Origin of the sequence: Psychrobacter sp. T6-6 (assembly GCF_052258185.1) — a bacterium.
GTDB lineage: Bacteria > Pseudomonadota > Gammaproteobacteria > Pseudomonadales > Moraxellaceae > Psychrobacter.
Map to the genome: position 1 here is coordinate 178723 of NZ_JBQQEX010000001.1, position 22479 is coordinate 201201.

General features: G+C 44.7%; 15 protein-coding genes. 12 read left to right on the forward strand and 3 right to left on the reverse strand.

All coding sequences use genetic code 11. From position 1 onward, the window contains the following. Positions 1 to 140 precede the first annotated feature (140 nt). The 10 genes from ACTXGL_RS00690 to yfaE all read left to right on the forward strand — a co-directional run bounded on the left by ACTXGL_RS00690 (position 141) and on the right by yfaE (position 13686). A complete protein-coding gene (locus ACTXGL_RS00690; protein ID WP_443524162.1) occupies positions 141 to 1349 on the forward strand; it encodes an outer membrane protein assembly factor BamD in 1209 nt (402 codons plus the stop codon). Between the two features lie 138 nt (positions 1350 to 1487). Further along, complete coding sequence (locus ACTXGL_RS00695) at positions 1488 to 3683, forward strand: DNA primase (protein WP_443524163.1); 2196 nt, start codon at positions 1488 to 1490, stop codon at positions 3681 to 3683. 531 nt (positions 3684 to 4214) lie between these two features. After that, entirely contained in the window at positions 4215 to 6155 is a 1941-nt protein-coding gene (gene rpoD / locus ACTXGL_RS00700; protein WP_443524164.1) for an RNA polymerase sigma factor RpoD, read from the forward strand. 203 nt (positions 6156 to 6358) lie between these two features. Next, complete coding sequence (locus ACTXGL_RS00705; protein WP_443524166.1) at positions 6359 to 7327, forward strand: bestrophin family protein; 969 nt, start codon at positions 6359 to 6361, stop codon at positions 7325 to 7327. Positions 7328 to 7756: 429 nt separating this feature from the next. After that, positions 7757 to 8149 (forward strand): YbeD family protein, encoded by a 393-nt coding sequence (locus ACTXGL_RS00710; protein ID WP_443524167.1) that lies wholly within the window; start codon positions 7757 to 7759, stop codon positions 8147 to 8149. A gap of 502 nt (positions 8150 to 8651) precedes the next feature. Continuing rightward, positions 8652 to 10928, forward strand: coding sequence for a class 1a ribonucleoside-diphosphate reductase subunit alpha (nrdA, locus tag ACTXGL_RS00715; protein ID WP_443524168.1), 2277 nt, complete (start codon positions 8652 to 8654; stop codon positions 10926 to 10928). An 81-nt stretch (positions 10929 to 11009) separates the two neighbouring features. Continuing rightward, positions 11010 to 11561, forward strand: a complete 552-nt coding sequence (locus ACTXGL_RS00720) for a hypothetical protein (protein ID WP_443524170.1) — start codon at positions 11010 to 11012, stop codon at positions 11559 to 11561. 153 nt (positions 11562 to 11714) lie between these two features. After that, positions 11715 to 12086 (forward strand): hypothetical protein, encoded by a 372-nt coding sequence (locus ACTXGL_RS00725; protein ID WP_443524172.1) that lies wholly within the window; start codon positions 11715 to 11717, stop codon positions 12084 to 12086. Positions 12087 to 12183: 97 nt separating this feature from the next. After that, the gene (nrdB, locus tag ACTXGL_RS00730; protein ID WP_290176118.1) at positions 12184 to 13317 is read left to right on the forward strand and encodes a class Ia ribonucleoside-diphosphate reductase subunit beta; all 1134 of its coding nucleotides are present in this window, start codon (positions 12184 to 12186) and stop codon (positions 13315 to 13317) included. A 99-nt stretch (positions 13318 to 13416) separates the two neighbouring features. After that, positions 13417 to 13686, forward strand: coding sequence for a class I ribonucleotide reductase maintenance protein YfaE (gene yfaE, locus ACTXGL_RS00735; protein WP_443524174.1), 270 nt, complete (start codon positions 13417 to 13419; stop codon positions 13684 to 13686). A gap of 138 nt (positions 13687 to 13824) precedes the next feature. Here yfaE and ACTXGL_RS00740 read toward each other — a convergent pair whose 3' ends face one another. Further along, positions 13825 to 15153, reverse strand: coding sequence for a S1C family serine protease (locus tag ACTXGL_RS00740; RefSeq protein ID WP_443524176.1), 1329 nt, complete (start codon positions 15151 to 15153; stop codon positions 13825 to 13827). A 306-nt stretch (positions 15154 to 15459) separates the two neighbouring features. On the opposite strand from ACTXGL_RS00740, the gene ACTXGL_RS00745 reads away from it, so the two are divergent. After that, a complete protein-coding gene (locus tag ACTXGL_RS00745; protein WP_443524177.1) occupies positions 15460 to 16278 on the forward strand; it encodes a Nif3-like dinuclear metal center hexameric protein in 819 nt (272 codons plus the stop codon). Positions 16279 to 17262: 984 nt separating this feature from the next. Continuing rightward, complete coding sequence (locus tag ACTXGL_RS00750; RefSeq protein ID WP_319050291.1) at positions 17263 to 18471, forward strand: transglycosylase SLT domain-containing protein; 1209 nt, start codon at positions 17263 to 17265, stop codon at positions 18469 to 18471. 128 nt (positions 18472 to 18599) lie between these two features. Here the strand turns inward: ACTXGL_RS00750 and ACTXGL_RS00755 are convergent, their stop codons facing one another. Together ACTXGL_RS00755 and ACTXGL_RS00760 are read right to left on the reverse strand one after the other, a co-directional pair. Beyond that, positions 18600 to 21581, reverse strand: a complete 2982-nt coding sequence (locus ACTXGL_RS00755) for a LysM peptidoglycan-binding domain-containing protein (protein WP_443524178.1) — start codon at positions 21579 to 21581, stop codon at positions 18600 to 18602. A 327-nt stretch (positions 21582 to 21908) separates the two neighbouring features. Next, positions 21909 to 22403 (reverse strand): hypothetical protein, encoded by a 495-nt coding sequence (locus ACTXGL_RS00760; protein WP_443524180.1) that lies wholly within the window; start codon positions 22401 to 22403, stop codon positions 21909 to 21911. Positions 22404 to 22479 lie beyond the last annotated feature (76 nt).

The following is a 22479-nucleotide window of genomic DNA, read 5'->3' on the forward strand; positions in this document are numbered from 1 at the left end:
TCAGTTCTATGAGTAAAATACGTCATAACAAAAACTGCATTCGATAAAAACCTTATTATTCGTGAATTGTTTTTATCACTAACCTTTTATATAGCATGATAGCGCTGCTGCTATTATGCGTCTTGTGTCGGAGAAGAAGTATGCAAGCTGTTGGCAATACGTTTATCAAGCTGTCCTCAATAACCTTACTTGCGCTTAGCGTCAATCTAGTGGGTTGCCAAACTTTCAAAAACCTAACGGGTGCCAAAGACGTCGATGCGGTAGAAACTGCAGAAAAATCAGAGCAAGGTTACTATAGCGATGCCGTTGCTCAAATCGACAAAGGTCGTTATCTCCAAGGTATTGAAGAATTGACTAATTTGCGTACTTTTTATCCAACTGGACAGTATGCTGAGCAAGCATTGCTCGACATGATGTACGCACAGTATGAGGCTGATAAATACGAGATGGCAGCGGCAAGTGCTGAGCAATTCATCCGTCTATATCCGTCTAACCCGCAAGTCAGCTATGCTTACTATGTACGCGGCGTTGCCAATATGGAAGGCTCATCTGAGAGCTTAAAGCTATTTAAACTCAACCAAGCAGAGCGTGATACTGCGTATTTGCGTATTGCTTTTGCCAACTTCCAAGAACTTATCAACAAGTATCCAAACAGCCCTTACGCACCAGATGCCGCTCAGCGTATGACCTTCATCTACAATCAATTTGCTCAAAGCGAGATGAGCGCAGCCAACTGGTATATCGAGCGTGAAGCTTATGTGGCAGCTGTTAACCGCGCCAAATGGGTGTTCCAGTACTACCCACTTAGCGAATCGATTCCAGATGCCCTAGCCGTCTTAGCCTATAGCCACGACAAGCTTGGTCTAACAGATTTGGCAGACGAGTACAAAACCCTCTTGCAAATCAACTATCCAGACATGTTGACCAGCAACGGCAGTGTGAAGCTAAGCACCAAACGTGATCGCTCTTGGCTCAATAAAGTGACTTTTGGTAAGCTTGGTCGCTCAAACACAACTGACAACTCAGTGGCAACTGGCGAATATAACGGCGTGACTAAAACTCAGATGATTCGCAATGCCAATCAGCTCAGACTACCAAGTGATAATGGCATAAGCGCTGCTCGTGCAGCCACTGCCAACACTACGACGGCCTCAGGCAACAACGGCATCAATGTAGGTCTAGGTCTGCCAGAAGCATCAGCTGAACGCGTGACCAGTCAATCAAGCACTGGCTCTACGGCGAGAGAAGCCAACGTTGATCCACAAAACATCAACCCAACACGCCGCACCACCCTAGATGGTAACAGCAATAGCATACTACTGACCCCATCAGATATGGACGACGAATAATCCCATTCAGTGACTGGGTTAAGTCGACACCGTCTGTATGATTAATAATAAGGCCAACACTATGTTGGCCTTATTTTTCTAGTGGTATGCTATTCGCTATGCCCCAATATAATTGACCTATGGTAAACTGTTTTTTGTATGAGCATCCCTAACCATATTCTTGAACAATTAAATAGCCAAGCTGACCTGATCAGCATTATTGGTCGACATACCACGCTCAAACGTGCTGGTAGTGAATATAAAGGCTGTTGCCCCTTTCATGGTGAAAAATCACCCTCATTTTATGTCAATCCGCAAAAAAACATCTACCACTGTTTTGGCTGTAGTGTTGGTGGCAATGCCATCAGTTTTTTGCGTGATTATGAAAGCTTAACCTTTATTGAAGCGGTCAATGAGCTGTCCAAACAAACAGGCATTGAGGTACCAAAAGAAGAACAACAAAACGTCAGCTACCAGCGCCGCGCACCCAAACCTGTGCCTCCGCCACAGGCACCAAACCGTTCTAATGTAGCCGTAGATCGAGCTGTCAATCAAAGCCATCCAAATGCTAGCGACTCAAGCAAGAGCAATATAAAGCAAGCCCATTCAGATCATAGTCACGCAGATCAGAGCCACGCAGATAGCAGCGACCAAAGCTACATGGATCAGCCCAGTTATCCAGATGCTCAGGGCTACGATAATTTCCCGCCGATAGATGCTTACGATTCAGTGCCATACGCAGCGGACCCATATCCGTCCGATTATTCACAGGATGATAGCTACCCGCCAGCATGGCTGACGGATACCGATGCAGGCATAGCTAGTATTGAGACGACTGACCAAGATGGCAACCTATACGAGCTGCTAGAGCAAATTCAGCAGTTTTATCAGCATAACCTAACCACTCACCCTCATGCCAAGCAGTACTTTTTGTCTCGTGGACTCACTGAAGAGACTTTTGAGACTTTTGGTTTAGGTTACGCGCCATTTGGGTGGCAACATCTTGAGCACCAGTTTCCACAAGATATTGAAGGACTCAAAGCCTTGGGACTAGTGCGCCAGTCAGAATCTGGCCGCGACTATGATCTGCTGCGCGATCGGGTTATTTTTCCTATTCGTGATAACCAAGGTCGTACTATTGGTTTTGGTGGTCGCGCGCTCGATGACGAGGTCAAGCCCAAATATATCAACTCCTCAGACTCGCCCGTCTTTCACAAGCAGCACGTACTCTATGGCTATTACGAATCGCGCCAGCAGCGTGCCAACGACTGGCTGGTGGTCGAAGGCTATATGGATGTGATTGCACTGTACCAAGCCGGTATCTATGGCGCTATTGCGTCAATGGGTACGGCCATCAACGAAAGCCAGATATCACGTTTATTGACTCTAAACCCAACCTTGACCTTGAGCTTTGATGGCGATAGTGCCGGACAAAAAGCGGCTTGGCGTACGCTTGAAGTTGCTCTGCCTGTATTGGCCGATGACAAAGAGCTACGGTTTTTGACCCTGCCCAACAATCATGATCCTGACACGTTTATTAAGAGTCAGGGCAGCGATGCCATGCGTGAGCAAATCGCTAATGCCATGCCGCTATCACAGTATATTTTTGCATACTTGAGTGAGCGCTATGACATGAGTCTGGCTGAAGGCAAAGCCAAACTCATGTCGCAAGTACGCTCGTTGACCACCGCCTTACCTAAAGGCAGTAGCTTTCGCTATTTGCTCAACAATGATGTGTATCAAAAGCTGGGCGGCAAGCGCAGTCAAAATGTCGAGGCCAAAGATGCATTGTTAGATTTTGATGGTGACATGACCATCAGTCAGCAACTGCAGCTTTGTTTTTTGTTTCAGCCGCGCGCGTTAGTCGATGATCCTATTGAGTCAATATGGCAACAGTCTGGTCTTACAAGACTAAAACTGCCAGCCCACATACAAAAAAAGGCCGCGAGCGATGCATTGCGCGCTATCGCATGGGAAGACTTGCAAGATGCTGCGCTATTGAATGTCGTCACGACCATCAAGCGTTGTATCACGCACTTACCAACAGACGCCAATGCGGCGGCACACTTTGTATTATCCAACCTTGATCATACCAATCAAGTGACATTGAGCGGTAGTTGGGGCGGGTTTTATAGAGCGCTAACCGCAAGGAACGTCCTCAGTCTTGATGATTTGATTGAAGAGCTCGTAAGCTCACTACTTGAACGTAATATAAAGAAAAAAATGCAAGAGCTGATAAAAAACCCTGACCACATCAAACAAGCAATCGTACGTATGCAAGCCCAGCATTTGAGTAATTGGCTGCGCGCGCAACATGCCGAACGCTCATCACAAATGGTCACTGTCCAGTCTTAATGCTCAATTTCAAATGTCGACCCTTTAAAAGTTTAGTTACTGCCCCCACTACTAATGATTATACCCAGTAGCATGAGCAGCTCCTATATCATTCAACTGATAATAAATAATCAGTAAAAATGGCTAGTAGCTATCACTAGCTCGTGCTTGAGAGCTGCGGTCTGTGTTAAACTGTGTCGCTGTATATTGACAGCACTGCTTGGTGAATGATTGCGAGCATGCATCGTTAAGCACAAATTTTAGGTATTATTTTTACGTATCCGCTTTTAGATACTATTTTTAAGTACTGTATTCTTTTAAGCACCATATTGAAGTTTTTTAGCTTTTCTAATTTTTAGCTGTTTTTTAGCATAGCTATTTTTTTAGCATTGTTATTGTAGTGTTTTGAGCCTTTATTCATATCAACTCATTTTTGATATTATTGACAACCTCTACGCCATATTTTGATCAATCGACTGATAAGATCAACGCAAAGAGCAAGCGATAGCGCGTCACAATATAAAAATGTCCGATGCAAGTAAGCGAGTATTTATGAACGATAAGTCAGTTTCTAAGTCCACATCTCAACTGGCCACCTTAATCCAAATGGGCAAAGAGCAAGGGTATCTTACCTACGCTGAGGTGAATGACCAGCTGCCCGACTCTATTACCGAAAGCGATCAGATCGAAGATATTGTGCAGATGCTAACCGATGTTGGTATCAAAATCTTTGAGTCTGCTCCTGATGCCGATGACATCTTGATGAATGATGATTCAAGTGACGATGACATGGCAGCAGATGAAGCAGCAGCGGTACTCGCCTCTGTTGAGACCGAGCCTGGCCGTACCACTGACCCTGTCCGTATGTATATGCGTGAGATGGGTACCGTTGATCTACTGACCCGTGAGGGCGAGATCTCTATTGCTAAACGTATCGAAGAAGGTATTCGTGACGTGCAGCATGCCATGTCTTACTGGCCGGGTACCGTACAGTTCGTCCTTGATGAATATCAAAAAGTACAAGACGGCGAAAAAAAGCTGTCTGATGTCATCACTGGTTTTTTAGACCCTGAAACCGAAGAAGACAAAATCGCTGCTCAAGAAGCAAAAGAAGCGGCGAAAGAAGAGCGTGAGCGCATCAAAGAAGAAAAAGAAAACCCACCCGTTATCAAAGCCAAGGTCAATGCCAAAGCTGAAGCTGAAGCTGAAGCTGAAGCCCTTGATGATGAAGACGAAGATGAAGACGACGTTGAAGAAGAAGCTGAAGAAGAAACCAGCGGTCTTGATCTAGAAGAAGTACGTCTACGTCTAGAAGAGATCGAGCATTTATTTATCAAAGCCAAGCAAGCCTTGCTAGATTATGGTCGTGGTAGCGTGCAGGCAGATACTGCGTATGCCCTACTTGCTGAACGCTTCATGATGTTGAAGCTAAACAACCGTCTGTCAGATCAAGTCATGGCAATTATGCATGATGTCTATGATGATGTGCGTAAGCAAGAGCGCCAGATCATGCGTCTGGTGATTCGCCGTGGTCGTATGCCGCGCGAAGAGTTCCGCAAGACTTTCCCAAGCAATGAAACCAACGTTGATTGGCTCATTGAGCGTATCAAAGGTAAGCCTGCATTTGCTGGTACGCTAGAAAAAGTCACTGATGACGTCATCTTATTACAACGTCGTATCCGTGACTACGAGCAACAGCTCGACATGAAAATCCATGACATGAAAGATGTGGCACGCCGTATGGCAGTTGGTGAAGCAAAAGCTCGCCGCGCCAAAAAAGAGATGGTTGAAGCCAACCTACGTCTGGTTATCTCTATTGCGAAAAAATATACCAACCGTGGTCTGCAGTTCTTGGATCTGATCCAAGAAGGCAACATCGGTCTGATGAAAGCCGTTGATAAGTTTGAATATCGCCGTGGTTATAAGTTCTCAACCTATGCCACGTGGTGGATTCGTCAGGCAATCACCCGCTCTATTGCTGACCAAGCGCGTACCATTCGTATTCCGGTACATATGATTGAGACCATCAATAAGATCAATCGTGTCTCACGTCAGCTGCTACAGGAAATGGGACGCGAGCCAACGCCTGAGGAATTAGGCGAACGTCTAGAGATGGACGAAGTCAAAGTCCGTAAGGTGCTCAAGATCGCTAAAGAGCCTATTTCTATGGAAACCCCTATCGGTGATGATGAAGATTCACACCTAGGTGACTTCATCGAAGATGGTACGATCTCAAGCCCTGTCGACGATGCGACGTCTGCTGGACTACAAGAAGCCACTCGTGATGTACTCGGCAACTTAACTGAGCGTGAAGCGCGCGTGCTCAAGATGCGTTTCGGTATCGATATGCCAACGGATCATACGTTAGAAGAAGTCGGTAAGCAGTTTGACGTGACACGTGAGCGTATTCGTCAGATCGAGGCAAAAGCACTACGTAAACTGCGTCATCCATCGCGCTCTGAGCATCTGCGTTCGTTCTTAGAGAACGACTAATACTCAAGCCAGCGACACAAAAAAGCCGAGTTTATCTCGGCTTTTTTGTGTTTAACGAATCAACTACAGCGTTATCAACTGCTCAGACATGTTGCTACGTTTTAGGCTGACCCGATGGCTATTGAAGTCAATATTGATGTTGATGTTCATGCTGATGCTGATGCTATTAGTGTGACCACAAAACCCACCGCTAGGACGCCAATATGATTGTCCGCCAAACCCCAAACGCACTCAAAATATTTTTTACCCTGCGCGGCTCTATTGTTCCCAAGATCTATCCGCAGATTTTACTAACTACTCTACTTAGCACGCTGATAACGGTTATCCAGCACTGGCACCCTAACTCGTTCCCTTATTATGGTACGGCGACCTTTACCTTGATAGGTATTGCACTATCGTTGTTTCTTGGGTTTCGGAATAATGCCAGTTATCAACGTTGGTGGGAAGCGCGGACACTATGGGGTCAACTGGTCTATGATTCTCGTAGCTTAACGCGCCAAGTATTGTCCTTTATAGATGAGGACAATACAACTGCCATAGAGAATGGCGAGGATGGTAAGGATAACAACGAGACTGGACGCGATATTCAGCGAGATATGGTATATCTGACCATTGCTTTTGCCCATGCTGTACGTCACAGGTTACGTGGTACGCTACCTTGGGCGGATATCGAGCCTTTTGTCGCAGTGACAGATCATGACCGTATGCATCAAGCGAAAAACGTGCCTGATTATATAATGCGCCTAATGGGGAAACAGCTCGGCGATATTCGGCGTCAAGGACTGATATCGGAGCAAGTTATACAAAACATGGACGAGCGCCTGACCTCGATGACGATTGTGCTGGCAGCGTGCGAGCGTATTCACAACACTCCGCTGCCCTTCGCTTATATGCTGCTGGTACATCGCACGACCTACCTGTACTGCATTATGTTACCTTTTGGTCTGGTAGCCTCACTCGGTTGGGCAACGCCATTAATCTGCGCGGTAATCGCTTATACCTTTTTTGGACTAGACGCGCTAAGTGAAGAGCTAGAAGAGCCTTTTGGCTTGGCAGCTAATCAGTTACCTTTGACTGCTTTGTCACGCACCATCGAGATCAATCTACGAGAAGCATTGGGAGAAACCGATATTCCACCTGATATCACTCCTATCAATGGCTATTTGCAGTAGTTTGTGTTGATAGCTATTAATAAAAGCCATTTGGCTTACTGTTTCGCGATAAACCTGACTAAATACAGACTTTACTTGAATAATTGTCCATAGACCACTATAAACAGTGCATATACTCTCTGCCTAATATAGCCATTCCATTATAAAAGTATGACAGCGTTAACTCCGCTTGAAGTATCACAGTTACATCTACACTCGGTTACCTTGTCCTACTTTTAAATTGAATCGACTATAGCTTGACTGAATTAAATGCCATTTACGACCATACTGAGCCTGTCTCAGATTTTTGCGTTATGATATTGGCATGACTCACACGCACGGGCATAACTCAAGCGCATGGTTTACTGATTGAATATCTAACCAGCAACTTCTTAATTATTTATTACTGATTAAATTTTCCTATTTATTTATATAAGCGAGGCTCATATCATGAGTGATGATTCAAAAGACAACAACGACAACAATTCAAATAACCCAACCAACAATCAGCCATCAGTGAAAGTCACTGATCTGACGCCAAATAAAGGCGTCCTGAAAGGCAAAAAAACAGACATCCAAAACCCAGAGCTTTGGGAATTCCCGATGAACTACCCGCTCAGTATCATCGGTCATGAAGGCGAGCATGAGAGCTTACTCAATGAGATAAAGCTCATCTTGGGTAGTCAGTTCCCTGATTTTGATCTGGCATCTATCGAAGTCAAGCCATCAAAGACAGGTCGTTTTCACTCAGCACGGGTCAATTTGTATCTAACCGCTGCTGAGCAAGTCAACGCGCTTTATGCGGCACTCGATAATGCAAAAACGGTTCGTATTGTGCTGTAGACAATTTAGAAAACTTTAACGCCTTTTTAGTCCAAGTCGTCACTCGCTAGTAATAAGATACGGGTGGCGATTTTTTATGGTTTGATGTACAATCTGCGCCCGCATTATTGTCTTCATGACTGCCCTTTTCAGTCAACAATAACCGAGAGAATGAAAAGCGAAACGTCACGATATTTTTACAAAAAATTTATTATTGACCGCATTCGCGTCTAACCCTTATCCCATCGTCGTTTGCCAAAATTTGGACCGCCTACAACCTTGTAGCAACATAGTTTTATTCTAAAATCAATATAGTATTTTCAAAATTTTCCCGCTATATTGTGCCTACCAATTAACAAACACGCTATATGTAGTACTCAGTGATTTTAACCATCACTATGAGTAGTGGTAGTCTTTTGTCCAAAAAATGACCTATCACAACCCCGCATAATAGCGTCATAAAGAATGTCTGCCGCCCACTCGGCGCGTAGCATCACTATAAGCAATCAAAATAGAGGCCAGCATGACACATATTGATAAAATCCAAGTAACCAAACGTGATGGACGTTTAGAGCCTATTGATTTAGACAAAATTCACAAGGTAATCGCATGGGCTGCGGATGGCTTGGACAACGTGTCGGTATCACAAGTTGAGCTAAAATCGCACATCCAGTTTTATGAAGGGATCAAGACGCGTGACATTCACGAAACCATCATCAAATCTGCTGCTGACCTCATCTCTGAGACCACGCCTGACTATCAATATCTGGCTGCTCGCCTAGCAATCTTCCATTTGCGTAAAATTGCTTATAATCGATTCACCCCGCCGCATCTATATGACCATGTCAAAACCCTAACGGACTCTGGCAAATACGATCAGCATATCCTAGCGGATTATAGCCGTGCTGAATTTGATGAGTTAGAAGAGTATCTTGATCACTGGCGCGATATGAATCTTGCTTATGCGGCTGTTGAGCAAATGGCTGGTAAATACCTAGTCCAAGATCGCGTGAGCAAGACTGTCTATGAAAGTCCGCAGTTCTTATACATGCTCGTCGGTATGTGTCTGTTTAGCCAATACGACAAGTCAGATCGTCTTGATTTCGTCAAACGCTTCTACGATGCGACGTCAGAATTCAAAATCTCACTACCGACGCCGATCATGTCAGGTGTACGTACGCCATCGCGCCAGTTTAGCTCGTGCGTACTGATCGAATGTGGTGATAGCCTAGACTCTATCAACGCGACTACTAGCGCCATCGTACGCTATGTGTCACAGCGTGCTGGTATCGGCATCAACGCAGGTCGTATCCGTGCCCTTGGTAGCCCTATCCGTGGCGGCGAAGCACAGCATACTGGCTGTATCCCATTCTACAAATTATTCCAGACTGCTGTGAAATGCTGCTCACAAGGTGGCGTCCGTGGCGGTGCAGCAACCCTGTTCTACCCACTATGGCATTTAGAAGTTGAGTCATTACTGGTACTCAAAAACAACCGCGGTGTCGAAGACAACCGCGTCCGTCATATGGACTACGGCGTACAGTTAAACAAAACGATGTACACGCGCCTAATCAAAGGTCAAGACATCTCGCTATTCTCTCCAGGCGATACTCCTGGCTTGTATGATGCGTTCTTTGAAGATCAAGACAAGTTCGAAGAATTGTATACCAAGTACGAAAATGATCCTAACGTACGCAGCCGTCAAATCCCAGCAGCCGACTTGTTCAGCCTAATGATGCAAGAGCGTGCTAGTACGGGTCGTATCTATATCCAAAACGTCGATCATTGCAACACCCATAGCCCATTTGACGCGACGGTTGCCCCGATTCGCCAGTCAAACCTATGTATGGAAATCGCGCTACCGACCAAGCCACTGGATAACATCAATGACGAAGAAGGCGAAATCGCCCTTTGTACGCTATCAGCGGTCAACTTGGGTAAAGTCGAAAATGTCAGCGATATCGAAGAGCCAGCTGAGCTGATCGTCCGTGCACTTGATGCCCTGCTCGACTATCAAGACTATCCAGTCAAAGCGGCTCAAAACGGCAGCATGCGTCGCCGTACGCTCGGTGTGGGCGTGATTAACTATGCGTACTACTTAGCTAAGAATGGCGCTCGCTATTCGGACGACAGCGCGCTTGGTCTGACCCATCAGACGTTTGAAGCGTTGCAGTTCTATCTCTTGAAAGCATCAAACAAATTGGCAAAAGAGCAAGGCGCGTGCCCTGCGTTCAATGAGACCACGTACTCACAAGGTATTTTGCCGATTGATACGTACAAAGCCGACTTGGACAAAATCTGCCAAGAGCCGCTACATCTCGATTGGGAAACGCTACGTGGCGAGATCACCGAGCACGGTCTACGCAACTCTACCCTAACCGCCTTGATGCCGTCTGAGACCTCAAGTCAGATCGCCAACGCAACCAACGGTATCGAGCCACCACGTGGTCTGGTCTCTATCAAAGCGTCAAAAGACGGCATCCTAAAGCAAGTAGTGCCTGAGATTGATAAGCTAAAAGATCAGTACGAGCTACTATGGCAAATGCCAAACAATGATGGTTACCTAAAGCTGGTCGCTATCATGCAGAAGTTCGTCGATCAAAGTATCTCTGCCAACACCAACTACGATCCAGTTCGTTATGCTGGTGGCCGTGTACCGATGAAGATATTGCTAAAAGACTTGCTAAACGCTTATAAAATGGGTGTGAAGACGTTGTACTACCATAATACTCGTGATGGTGCGAACGATGCCCAAGCGGATATGGAAGATGATTGTGCTGGCGGGGCTTGTAAGATCTAGGCTATTGATGAATGGCGGGTTTGGCTTTTGAGTTAAGCCCGCTCTTTTCTGGTATTGATATAATAGTTAGGTTATCTATTTATGAAAAAAATTCAGAACATATTCTTCATGATCCTTGGCATATCAATAATCATCGGCATGATTGTCGCTATAATTTATAGTATTAAGTTTTTTATAAATTTCTTTTATCAAATTGATGCAACTGTAGCGGCTGCACTCATTGCTGCTTCAGGAACTATAATAGCTACAACTTTTACAGTAGTGATAGGACAAAATATTAATAAAAGAAGGGAAATCGAAGAAGCACACAGAAGTTATAAAATTGATATATATTCTAAATTCATTGATTTCACGATAGATTATGTATTCTCGCAAAATAGAAACGACGTTGAACCAATATCTGATGAAGAGTTACAAAAGTTTTTTATTAAATTCTCTAAAGACCTAACCTTATGGGCATCCCCAGAAGTAATCAAAACATGGTCTATATTTCGTGGTCAGGCTGGAGATGATAGCAACTCCGATACACTTTCTAAAGTAGATAATATTTATAGAGCCATGAGGAAAGACTTGGGTAATAGCAATGCAGGTCTGAATAATAGAGCTTTAATAAACCTATATGTTAACGATTAACTTGCTTTACTACTTTTAAATCAATAAAGCACATAGGTTGGGCTGACGAAGGAAACCCAACGGTTTGAGTCTTTGTTCGGTCTCGTGCCTCGACACTAACCTACTCTTATAATTAAAACATACAGACAGAATAAAACGACGGAGGTCATAGACGTGCAATATACCGCAATCATCAAAGACGGTGGTTTGTTTATCCCAAACGTATTTTCAGACCTAAACGATGGTGGCTCGCATATCGTACAAGTCGAGGTTGATATTGCAGCAGTGCGTCAGCAGTTAGGTGTGGATGAAGCACCAAAGGCAACTGTCACCAAAAAAAGCGTGACAAAAGCAGCCAAAAAGCCAGTATCGAGAGCGGCTAAAAAAGACTTAAAAATAGCAGCAGAAGATTCTAATGTGAGTACCCTGCGCAAAAGCGCACTTGATGAATTAGAAGCACTCGATGATAGTGAACTGAGCGAGATATTCAAAGCCTATATGAACGATGGGCAAGAGTCGTCACAGATATCACTAGAGAACCTCTAAGCTAAAACGCTATAATCCAAAAACGTGTCATAGCATCAGATCAAAACCAGTCAAACCCCTATAAATTAATAACCGTATCAATTATAAAGGCAGTCCCATGACTTACTCGATTTTTTCGCAAACGCCAAACAATGCGCTAACAGAGCCGATGTTCTTTGGTCAGCCCGTCAACGTGGCGCGCTATGACCAACAAAAGCACCCTATCTTTGAGCAATTGATTGAAAAGCAGCTATCGTTCTTTTGGCGTCCAGAAGAAGTCGATGTCTCACGCGATCGTATCGACTTTAGCAATTTGTCCTCGCATGAGCAGCATATATTTTTGAGCAACCTCAAGTACCAGACCCTACTCGACTCTATCCAAGGTCGTAGTCCAAACGTGGTACTGCTGCCGCTGGTATCTATCCCTGAGCTTGAGACGTGGATTGAGACATGGTCGTTCTCTGAGACCATTCACTCACGCAGCTATACGCATATCATTCGTAATATCGTCAATGATCCAAATATTATCTTTGATGACATTATGCAAAACGAGCACATCTTAGGCCGTGCCTCTGATATCGCCCAGTATTATGATGAGCTGTACCGCAACTCACAGCTATATAGCCTGTACGGTCCAGGTACGCACAACATCAATGGCGAGCAAGTCACAGTTGATTTAAGATCATTGAAGAAACAAATGTACCTATGCATCATGGCGGTCAACGTCCTAGAAGCCATTCGTTTCTATGTATCGTTCGCTTGCTCGTTTGCCTTTGCTGAGCGTAAATTGATGGAAGGCAATGCCAAAATCATTAAGCTAATCGCACGTGATGAAGCGCTGCATTTGACGGGTACGCAGCACATGCTAAACCTCATGCGCAACGGTCGTGACGATCCTGAGATGGTCGAGATTGCCGCAGAGTGCTACGAAGAAAGCATCGAGATTTTCCGCAAGGCTGCTGAACAAGAAAAAGAATGGGCGGGTTATCTGTTCAAAGATGGATCAATGATTGGTCTAAACAAAGACATTCTATGCCAATATATCGAATACATCACCAACTTACGTATGGAAACCGTCGGCTTGCCAGCGGCGTTCCCGAACTCAAAATCAAACCCAATCCCATGGATCAACACGTGGTTGTCGTCTGATAATGTACAAGTAGCACCGCAAGAGACCGAGATTAGCTCGTACTTGGTTGGTCAGATTGACTCTGATCTATCAGACAGTGATTTTGATGACTTTGAATTATAAGAGCTTTGAGCTGTAAAAAGCTGAATTATAAGAGCTTTGAATCGTAACCGTTTTACGTTTTAGTAGTAACAGCAAAGACGTATCCCAATAGGATAAATTATGACGTGGGTAATGACCAGTAAGCAGCAATTTTACTTGCATGACGATGAAAGTCTGCTTGATGGTCTGCTGCGCACTGGTCATGAGGTCAACTATCAATGCCGTGAGGGCTATTGTGGTAGTTGCCGAGTCAAGCGTATTGCCAGCTCGCATACGGTGGACTATCCGTTTGATCCGCTTGCGATGATTGAGGAAGACGAGATCCTACCCTGTTGCTGCCGAGTGCAAGGGGTTATTCATATCAATCATGACCCCATTGAAAGGTCATAGCAAAGTTATGTGTAGATAAAGCTAGCCTAAATAAAACCAGCTCCAACAAAAAGCGCGCTTCTTATCTAAAGGAGCGCGCTTTTTTATGCGACTAGCTAAATCAATATGCTAATGAAAAGCATATATTATCAATACACCTTACTGTGCCGCCGTATCTTGTTCAAACAGTTTCATCAGCTCTTCGCGCATACGATCACGCTCTGCTTTTGACATCATTGGCGCCTCTTCATCACTTTGAATACTTGGCTCTGCTTCCATACCGCCCATACTCTCTCCTTGCAGTACCACAGGACGCTCGATAGGCTCTTGGACAGGACGTTCCTCTAGCATGATTTTGACTTGTGCATTTTTGCCCTGGCGTAGTATCTGCGCATCCAGCTCAGTATTTGGTGGCTTGCGAGCGACATACTGGATCAAGGTATTGGCATCGGTCATCTCGACACCATCGATGGTTAGGATAATATCACCAACACGCAGTCCACTCTTGGCAGCAGGACCACCTCGAATGACATTTAGCACTTCCACGCCCGTTGAGGTTTCAAGCTGCGTTGGGTCACGTAGTTGTGACTGAATCTCGATACCGAGCCAGCCACGACTGACGCGGCCATCTTTGATGAGCGCATTCATCACTTGCTCAACGAGCGCTGTAGGAATCGCAAAACCAATCCCCATCGAGCCACCAGAGCGTGAGAATATTACGGTGTTAATACCGACCAGCTCACCACGCGCATCGACCAGTGCCCCGCCCGAGTTGCCTGGATTGATTGCCGCATCTGTCTGGATGAAGTCTTCAAATTTATTTACACCCAGTCCAGTACGTCCAGTCGCTGAGATAATTCCTTGGGTCACCGTTTGACCGACCCCAAATGGATTACCAATAGCTAGGGCCAAATCGCCAACACGGATTGGGTCTTCACGGAAACCAAGGGGCGTCAGTCCTGTCATATCGACTTTGATCACTGCCAAGTCACTGTCTGGATCAGTACCGATGACTCTAGCACGGCTCTTGCGACCATCGTTGAACGCGACTGTAATCTCATCGGCTTTCTCGATCACGTGAGCATTAGTCACGATATAGCCGTCTTCTGATACGATGACCCCTGAGCCTAGATTGGTCGACCCTTGATCTTGTGACGGTCCACTATGATTTTCAAAAAAACGACGCAATACAGGATCATCCATATAAGGGTGCTCCATCATCGCTTGAGTCGTATAGATATTGACCACCGACTGTGATGCGCGAGCCACTGCGTTATGATAAGAAGATATCGGCGCTGGCGTGTCTGCCACTGGTGCTGAGGCTTGCTGCTCAGCTGGCGTGGTTCTTGGTGGTTCCCACGTCGCCTCTGATGTCGACTTCATACTCATAAACAACCAGATAAACGCTGCTAACACTAGCAACAATAAAACCCAAGGCAACCATTTTAATAGGGGTGCCTTGTTATGGGTGTTCTGGGATGACGACATATAGAACCTCTATAAATGTAATGCAAACAAACAGTGAAAAATAAAGTTATAAGAGATAAAGTAAGTTGGTTGCGACTGATCGCATCTCATTGCCTGGCTAAGCAATGAAAAGGTCTGGCTAGGCAACGGATGCACAGATAGGCAGACTTACATGTATAAATTATAACCGCAATGCCGTCAAATAGTAACGTATCGTGTACCGTTTCAGTTATCCATCTTGTCTACTCTTTTGCAGCGTCATGTTAAAATAAAAACCATGTAAAATACTTGCCACAGAGACCGATACGATAAGAATAAGGAAACCCAATGACCCAAAACACGATTAAATCTTTGACCAGTAGTATCAGTGCACAAGAACTAACCCAGTTCTGTGATGAGTATCTATCTACCAGTGCATTTAAAGACTACGCGCCAAACGGGCTACAAGTAGATGGTGGACGACCGATACAACGCATCGTGACAGGGGTGACAGCATGTGAAGCCTTAATTGACGCTGCTATCGCTGATAATGCTGATGCCATTATGGTGCATCATGGTTACTTTTGGAAAGGCGAACCTGCCCCGCTCACAGGCATGAAGGGTCGACGTGTCCGTAAACTCATGCAGCACGGTATCTCTATGATTGGCTATCACTTGCCGCTTGACGCGCATCCTGTGGTTGGCAACAATGCCCAGTTGATCGATGTCTTAGGTATGACGATGACTGGTGCGCTCTACCCTTCCGAGTCGCACCCTGTTGGCAATATTGCCACTTGTACACCGCAAACTACTGATGATCTTATCACCACAATTACTCAAGTATTAGGGCGCGTACCGCTTCATATCTCAGCCAATTATGAAAACAACGCAGATGCTCACTCACAGAACAGACTGATCAAACGAGTGGGTATTTGTACAGGTGGTGCCCAAGATATGATTGAACAAGCGGCTGCTATGGGCTGTGATGCCTTTATATCAGGAGAGATATCTGAGCGTACCACGCATAGTGCGCGAGAGTTGGGTATCGACTATTTTGCCTGTGGTCATCATGCAACCGAGCGTGGCGGTATCCAAGCATTGGGCGATATCGTTGCCAAAAAATTCGAGCTACCAGTGACGTTTATTGATATCAATAACCCTGCCTAAGAAATCAGCATAGCGTGTATGGATAGTTACATGGTAAAAAAACAGATTGAAAATTGACAGTTTCGGGCTCATTTAAATTCACTGTCTATCTGTTTTTAGCCATTATTAGTCTTTTTGTGAATAACAAACAGTTAATGTACGGAAATTTAACCGTTTATGTCTCTATTGTTAAGTTTTATCGCTTTTTTCTTAACTCTACTTGAATAATACAATCGGTAACCGCATATTACTACCTGTAAGAAAGAACGTTTTGTCATGAAACTTCCCATTATTACAGCTTCCGGTTATGGCACTAGAGTGATATTGGCAGTAATCTAAGATTTTATTACACATGATAAGTAATGATATTTTAGAATGCTGGCCACTGAGACACGATGTATGCACTATATTTTGGCAACATCGCGTTTTTAACTTTAGTGTCGCGATGACAATAAGACGTGGCTTATTTTTATTCGATAGCTACTGTACTTACTCTCATCGCTGGACAAGAAACTTTGTAGCAAGCCACCTTATTACTAATAACACAAGGTGTCGCCAGTTTTCAAAGTTGCATAGTAAAGGCAAATGAAGATATTTATTTTAATCTTAAAATATCTCAATGCTGCTTAGCGCTATGTCATTGTCCCAATGACTTACTCATGACCTTACCTATGTTTGATATATAGTTGTTTGACCATTAGCCACACCGAAACATTGATGAAGGAATCATCTGATCTATATCCTTCCTATAGTCGTGCGTCTAGATTTTGAGACGACTGTTGTGATGATATGAATGATACTTGAATTGCCGGCTAATGATCGCTCACATCGCTAACTCTTAGAGAGAGTATGCTAGTGGCACTGTATTCAAGCAAGATGATATGTGCTTGTTTTATTTAAAAGTACCCTATCGTCTGAGACGCTATATCGATAGATGCAAAATGACGTGCACTTGTCTTTATGTGTTTTTGTGGTAAGAAGGATGGCTAAAATCAGGAGACATCCATGCAACGTATTACTTATCGTGTAAAAGTATCTGCGCAAGGGGCCAAACGCCGTATTTCTTATTTACTGCGTCCATCTAAACGCCTGCTTAACACCAAAAGTAACATCGTTTCATCCGTTACCCCTACTGCGTCAGGGCGTTTTGCCAGAACCAAGAAGCTGGCACAAGTATCCAGTATAGCACTACTCTCTCTGCCAGCAGAAAGTCTGACCACTATGAGCGCGCCTGTGCCAGCTTATGCCAACGTCATGCTAGAGAACACCTTAACCATTGCCGCAGTACCAGGCGATAGTACCTATTTTGCGACTGATGGCTTCCAACATGGCTTTGGATTTGATTTGGTGCGCACTTACGCTGATGAGCTGGGTGTTGATATCGACCTAAAAGCTTATGCTAACGAAGAAGCTGCGCTAAAAGCTATCAGATCAGGTGATGCTGATATGGCGCTGACTACTGCCAGCACCAAGCTAAAAAGCCAGCTTAATCTGTCCTCTATAAATGTCAGCTGTGGTTATGATGCCAGTTTGACTAAAAATGGCTTACATCCAAAAGTCAGCTGGACGTTCAGTTCACCTAATGACCCATTGTCCAAAAAAGCCAGTTACTTCTTGTGCGATAGCATCAAGCTACAAAACACACAAAAGCTAGCAGCATTCTACAATCAGAACTTGCTAAAAGATGCATATAGTCAGGATCATTTCCAAAAAACACTGACAGAAAAACTGCCTGATTATCAATCATCGTTTGAAGAGCAAGCGCGCAATTATAATCATGATTGGGAATTGCTAGTGGCTATGGGTTATCAAGAGTCGCATTTGGATGCCAATGCAGTATCACCGACTGGCGTACGTGGCCTTATGATGCTGACCAATAACACCGCAAAAGCAATGGGCGTCTCAGACCGTGTTGATCCTTACCAAAGTATTGGTGGCGGTGCACGCTACCTAGAGCAAGTCAAAGACGACTTCTCTGATGTACCCAAAACGGACCGTATTTGGTTTGCCCTTGCAGGTTATAACATGGGTCCCAATGCAGTCAAAAGAATTCAGCGTGAACTACGTGCTCAAGGTATTGATGATAAGAGCTGGGCGAACGTCTATGCTTATTTAGCAGATAACAAAGCTTCCAACAGTCGGTACGGGCAAGCAATGCATTATGTCAGTAACATCAGAAGCTACCTTGAGACCATCAAAACTCAAACTGTCTAGTCGATAGATCTCTATTGGATAGACACTTGTAAAACTAAATATCCAAAAAAAGGCTGCTCTTATTAAGAGCAGCTTTTTTGTTATACGGTCAATCAAAACGATATCTAGATACCGTATCTAAGGTCTTATTAACGGTTGGGTACTGTCAGACGCTGACCACGCTGCAACATAGTGTCAGCAGCGATGTTATTCATGTCAGCTAGCTCTTGTGTCGATACGCCATACTTACGAGCTAGACCGATCAAGCTATCGCCTGAACCAACGGTATAGCTTACAGTTACTTTTGGTACTTTAAGGGTTTGACCACGCTGTAACTGTGAGTTAGTTGCCAGATTATTCGTCGCTGCTAAATCCTCAACAGAAACTCCAAACTGACGTGCCAAAGCAATTAAACCATCACCTGATTGGACTTTGTAGTTTTCAGTGTTACTCAGTTTTGTTCCGCTACTCGCAGAGCTGCTGCTGTTACTACTAGTAGAGCTACTGCTTTGACTACTGCTAGAGGCACTTGCAACACTGCCACCAGCAGGAATCGTAATCGTACGACCCAGTATCAAATTAGAAGTGGTCGTTAAGTTATTCGCTGATGCCAAATCGCTCAAGCCGATGTTATAGCGTCTCGCCACACCAGTTAGCGTATCACCTGATTTTACTTTATAGCTAACCGCTTTATCATTGAGCTGACGATCAACCAATTCTTTAGACACAGGTACTTTGATCGTTTGACCACGTTGGAGACGTGCTCTTGCATCAAAGTTGCTGTTAACAGCAGCAATCTCTGCGGCACTAACACCCACACTATTGGCAATACCAATCAAGGTGTCACCTGATTGTACCTTGTAACTGGTGGTCGCTACTGAGCTTGCGCTATTGGCACTACTAGAGCTTGACGTACTTGCTGTATCAAAATTAACACTAGCTGGTACTTTTAATATCTGACCAACGTATAGTGAGCTGTTGGTATTGATACCATTTAGGCTGGCTAATGTGTCTGTTGATACATTGAACTGACGCGCTAGAGCAATCAGACCGTCTCCTGATTTTACTTTATAACTCTTAGTTGCAGCGCTTGACTTGTTCGACCGAGTAGAAGGTGCCGCAGGTGTTGTCGCCGGTGCAGTCACTTTGCCCGGTATCAACCACAACTTTTGTCCTCTAAGCAGATCTGCACGACTACTAAGATTATTGTAGCTGGCAAGCTGAGTGACTGACAAACCAAAGCGATTTGCTGTACCGATGAGCGTGTCGCCGCCTTGTACAACGTAGCTATCAGGCTGACTGGCTGCAGTATTATTGGCAGCAGCCAATGGCTCGATAGACTTAGCATTGTATAGATACAAGGTACTACCAGACAATAAGTTGGCACTGGCGTCTATCTGGTTCCACTCTGCGATATCACGCCAGTTTACCCCAGCACGGCTTGCAATATTCGATAGGGTGTCGCCACGCTTGACTGTATAAGTACTGCGCGTGCCTTGCGGTTTTGGCTTGCTGGCCGATGACTTTGCAAAGCTAAGTTTTTTCTCTGCACCGCTTGCTTCTAAGATAGACTGCTGTGTTTGAACGGCTGATAGGTTAATATTACCATCAGCATTAATTACGTTAGTTTCAGAGGTGCTTCTACGAATTTGATTGGCAATGAAATCACGCTCTTCTTTACTCAGTGGTGGCTCTTGGACAATCGTATTGTTCTGAGTGATTTGAGCTGAAGTGGTCGGTAGACTGTTGCTACTCTTAAGCTCAGCATTGATTTTTTTGGTCTCAGCATTGGTCAATGGTGGCTCAGTACGCACTGAGGCACTACCGCTATAAACAGAGCTGCTCGTCGTTTGAGCCGATGGTGAGATATAGCTTGTCGTTTGCTGAGGGACGCTCGCGCTGGCAGCATAATCAGCTAAAGCGCTGCTGCTAGATGGTAGTGATGATGAGGTATATGGCTTGTTATTATAGCTTGGTGTCGTTGACGCCGGTGTGCTTGTATTACCAGATGCCAATACGTTACCTGTACCATTGCCGCGCAATAGGCTCAGTTTGGCATCAGCATTTAGGCTAACATCGTTAGGAATAATAACACGCTGCGGACCTGAAGAATCAACACGACCTGAGGTCAATGCCGTGTTGAGTCGTTCGAGCTCATCATAAGTCACACCTGTGAGCTGTGATACCTCAGACAAGCTCACACCATAGTTGACTGGTACACTACGGAAATGCTGACGATTGGCAATAGCTGGTAGGTATACGCCATACTGTTCAGGTTTGGCAACGATTTCGGCAACTGCCAAAAAGCGTGGCACGTAGTTCATGGTCTCTGTAGGCAGCTGTAGTGACCAGTAATCTGTTGGCAAGCCGCGTGCAGCGTTCGCATCAATGGCTTTTTGTACACGACCAGGACCTGCATTATAAGCTGCTAACGCAAGCTCCCAACTACCAAACTGGTTGTGCAGTGCGGTCAAGAAATCATAAGCGGCACGGGTCGACTCGATCACGTCACGGCGACCATCATAGGTACTGCTTTGGTTCAAACCGTAAATACGGCCCGTACTTGGAATAAACTGCCATAGCCCTGCAGCGGCTGCACTACTGGTACCGCTTGGATCATACGAGCTCTCAATAACGGGTAGCAAAGCCAGCTCTGTCGGGATATTACGTCGCTCAGCTTCTCGTACCGTATGATAAATATAACGGCTGGCACGAGCTGTTAAACGGTTTAGGTAGTCTTGTCTGCTAGTAAACCAGCTTTTTTGTCCTTCGATACGCTGATTATAAATCGGCTTACCACCGTTCATACGGTAACCGGCACGCAGGCGATTCCACAAATCACCATACTGTTGAATGGCAAGCTGGTTGCCCTCCACCATTGTCATGTCAGTTGCTTCTAACAAATCTGCCAACTCATCTAAACTCTCTGCATCTAAAAATGCAGTAGAATAGTCTGTACTATTCGTCGCCACTTGAGTAGCAGAACGTTTAGTAACAACAGATGAGCTATTAGTCGCACCTGTGTTTTTTACTGCTGAGGTGTTGCTACACGCACTGATGAGTAACGTTGATACTGCAAGCGTCAAGGGTAACGCGACAAACGAGCGAGATTTTGATAGCACAGTAGACATGGTATTGGAGGTTTCCTAACGACAGAAAGTGATAAGATAAAGTTGATAGATAGTATAGTATGCAACGTAAAGCAAAAACCAGCCTAATATAAAAGATAGTAATAATCGTTTAAAGAAATGTTTAAAGCTGACACCTTTTACAGACTTTTGATGTCAGACTTTTAATGTCAAAATCCTTAGTCATAGGTTTTGACATCGACAATCAGACTGGCTACTTTTTCAAACAAATAACCGTTTTTTGCTTTGTCTGACGGACATGCTTGGCTACCTACTCTTTTTGTTAATAGGTAATAGGCAGCAGCTAACTACGCTTGTTCTGAGTCAGACTTAGTTAATAGCTACTTGCGATACTGCGCGCAGTAGTACAGCATTACCAGTAGATACCGTCAGCGTCACGCGAGAGGTGGTAACAAACGATACTGGCTGACCGTTTTTAATCCAGCTTTCGTTTGTTATGACATTGGCTTTAGCCTGATCACCTGTGATGACCACATTATCTACTGATATGTCATAGCGATAATTCGACGTATCGTTCCAGCTATTCTGCAATAGTCTCAAGTAGGCATCTTTATCTAGGCTAGTCGACTTACCCTTTCTAGATAAAGAAATCAGCGCATCATCAGATACAAGACGCGCCACTTGATTGATGCTTTGGTTATTTGCAGAGGACTTCATTGCTGATGCATAATTTTGCACCAAAGCTTCTGTCATCGTGGCAGCTTGTGCACTGATGCTAGTGGTGCTGGCTACTGCTACTATCGCAGTGATGCTGGCGCCTTTTACCAAGAGAGCTAATAGCCCATTACCCAATAGTTTTTTCATGATAATCCTTAGCGATATTTTTCGTTAGCGTCATATAGTGACGATCAACGCTCTTTATCATTTATTTTGGCAGTGC